We start from the raw sequence: 3,101 nt of genomic DNA on the forward strand, positions 1-3,101 counted from the left end.
CCCTACTCCCCCTACTCCCCCTACTCCTCCCCAGCGTGATAGGAACTGCGAACCAGGGGACCGGAACGGACGTGATTAAATCCCATTTCCTTGGCTATATTGCCCAGTTCTGTAAATTCCGCTGGAGTCCAATATTTTTTAACAGGTAGATGGTCTAAAGAAGGACGCATATATTGACCAATGGTGAGGCGATCGCATTTTACAGATCGCAAATCCGCCATTGTCTCAATTAATTCCTCCATAGTTTCTCCATGTCCCACCATGACACCTGACTTCGTAGGAAGCTGATCATTCAACTCCTTAACCGTCGCTAATACAGCCAACGAACGGTCATATTTTGCCCCTCGGCGCACAGTTGGAGTTAACCTACGGACTGTTTCGACATTATGGTTAAAACAAGCCGGTTGAGCCTGAATAATCATCGCTAAACTGTGACATTGGACTGCCACACCCCCACCACCCCAAAAATCCGATGTCAGCACCTCAATTTGAGTATCGGGATTCATCTGGCGAATAGTCTCCATTGTCCTCACAAAATGACCAGCCCCCCCATCAGCCAAGTCATCACGGGCGACAGAAGTTAATACCACATACCGCAACCCTAAAAGCCGTACTGATTCTGCCACCTTTTGGGGTTCTTCCTCATCCAACGCCATTGGCGCATGACCCTTATCTACCTGACAAAAAGCACAAGCGCGGGTACAAGTTGGACCCATTAATAAAAAAGTCGCCGTTTTTTGGGCGTAGCATTCACCCCGATTCGGACAACGCCCTTCTTCACAAATTGTGTGAATTTGTCGCTGCTTAATGATACGTTGGACAGTAGAGATTTCACTGGCTTTGCCGATGGGACGACGCAACCAGCTAGGCATAGTCATAATTTCTGACTTGATATCAACTTGTTGTGGAGAATTCATAAGAATACCCGGTAAGTGGGAAACGAGCGTGGCTTTAGCCCTGAGAGGGAAACGGCACGAGCAGTTCGACAAGTGTTACAGTGAGCTTGCCGAACTGCTCACTGACCACGGTTTTAACCGCCTTGAATATTTTTTCATTACCGCCTTGGAGTTGGGAAATTCGGGGTACTTTTGTAATGCACTTTCAACGGGACAATTACCGATTCAAAATTCTCAACTCTGTACGCATAATGTTTTGCTCACTCATAGCCTCTCATTTCTGGGGTAATGTTAGCTAGATGCCTCCGGCACGCTGGCGCGAACGACCAGTTATAAGAGCTTTTTAGACTTGCAACACTATTTCAGTGACCTTAAAACTGTTTAATTGCAAATGACAGAGCAGGGAACTAGCTATGCCTGACGGCACGCTGGCGCGAACGCATTCGGTGGGTGTCGTGACTCAAATAACGGCTACCCTTCGACTCCCTTCGACTTCGCTCAGGGCAAGCCGCTCAGGGTGGTCTGGTCAGCACGGCTTGCTTGATTACTCTTGCAAGCCCAGTCCCTTTAGGGCTGGGTTACTGACATAACGATTTGTTAATTAGGCAAAAAGTAAGAGCGCGTAATGACTATTTACATAGAGGTACTGTAATTCCAGATATACCCCAAACTGAGAAGTTAGACTAATAAATCTTTCACTACACAGGATATTAGTTGTGTGTAGTCTACCTACACAACTATGATACAAATTGATCAAAACATCAGTGAAAGTTTCCTACAACTCCTGTGATTTCGGAAATTTATGTCAGAAAATACTCCCCCCCCAATCTACATAAATTTTGGATATAGTGAGAGAATTCTTAAAAGCACTCGGCAACCAGCCATCTAAACATAAAATTTTTAGTAGAGTAATCAGTTGTGGCAAGTAACAAAATTTTAGTTATTGACGACACTACCGTTGTCAGGGTAAAAGTACGAGAAATGTTACCACCAGGTAATTTTGAGGTGATAGAAGCCAAGGATGGGTTAGAAGGATACAACCTCATCCTCAAGGAAAAAGTCAGCTTGATCATGCTAGATTTTTTGTTGCCAAAAATGAGTGGTTGGGAAGTTTTCCAGAAAATCCAGGCTCAACCAGAATTGCGGAAAATTCCTTTGGTAATCATGTCAGGACGCAAGGAAGAGGTAACGGAAAAATTTGTAGAACCATTTGAATATTTTGAATTTTTAGGCAAACCTTTTGATCAAAAGCAACTCGTTGGCGCTATCAAGTCAGCAATGCTGAAGTCGAAAAAGGAGCGTCTAGACTTAAATATACCCCCAGTGAATCCTGCAAATAAACAGCCTGCCCCAGTTGCTATAAATGCCGTAGATTCATCTGCTGAGATCAAATTACTAAATGATAAAATTATCAAGATGCAAGGAGAAATTGATAACTTGAAGAAACAGCTTAATCAAGTTGTGACTTTTATTAAACAGAAAATTAAGTAATTTTTTCTTTGGTAATGCCAAATTAAAATGAAACTACATAGGGTTTGCTGAAAAAGTTGTCTGTGAGGGCTAGAAGTTCAGGAGTATGGCTAACGCCACGCTTCGCTATCAGGAGGATTTAGAAGAAGTTAGAAGTAATATCAAGTCTGGAAAATTGAACGATTTTTGATGCTATGATCACACTTTCCTTGCACCTCATTTATCTTTCATACAGATGAAACTCTTCATGCGTCTGGGTTATAGGTTTATTCAGCAAGCCCTACATAGAATAAGATTTCAAAAATTATTAAGGAATGTGGATTAAATAACTTACAATTCTAAATGTTGTTGTGGTTTAGCAGTATAGTTCCACTGTGGCAAAAAATCATCAAAGAAAATCTCCATTGTTTCTTTAAAACCCTCAGCAACTTTCTTGCCCCACATTCCGCACCCTTGACTGTCACAAACGGTGATTACGGAGGTAAATTGATGAAAAATGAGTAAAAGAATACATTTATCTATAAAAAAACAAATTTTAGATAGGAAAATTGATTCAGATACATTCTCAATAAGAAGCAATAAAGAATGAGGGTGGTTTCTGGCAGAAAATATAATATAATTTTATTGTTAGTCTATCAAGACTTAATCATAACTTATATCCTTCTAGAAATAAACTTAAAAACAGCATTAAAACTTAAACTCATTAATAAAATCAATGAGTCAAATTGTATAATT

The 3,101-nt window shown here is 40.9% G+C and carries 2 protein-coding genes; one reads left to right on the forward strand and one right to left on the reverse strand.

Annotation, left to right across the window (positions count from 1 at the left end; translation table 11 throughout):
* Nucleotides 1–20 precede the first annotated feature (20 nt).
* Complete coding sequence (gene lipA, locus AN486_RS26275) at nucleotides 21–917, reverse strand: lipoyl synthase (RefSeq protein WP_053540589.1); 897 nt, start codon at nucleotides 915–917, stop codon at nucleotides 21–23.
* Nucleotides 918–1,814: 897 nt separating this feature from the next.
* Here lipA and AN486_RS26280 point away from each other — a divergent pair.
* Nucleotides 1,815–2,387 (forward strand): PleD family two-component system response regulator, encoded by a 573-nt coding sequence (locus tag AN486_RS26280; protein WP_053540590.1) that lies wholly within the window; start codon nucleotides 1,815–1,817, stop codon nucleotides 2,385–2,387.
* Nucleotides 2,388–3,101 lie beyond the last annotated feature (714 nt).

The organism is Anabaena sp. AL93 (genome assembly GCF_001672085.1).
Taxonomy (GTDB): domain Bacteria; phylum Cyanobacteriota; class Cyanobacteriia; order Cyanobacteriales; family Nostocaceae; genus Dolichospermum; species Dolichospermum heterosporum.

Excerpts from the sequence above, each read along its gene's own strand:
- lipA (WP_053540589.1), bottom strand. The coding sequence starts at position 917 with ATGAATTCTCCACAACAAGTTGATATCAAGTCAGAAATTATGACTATG.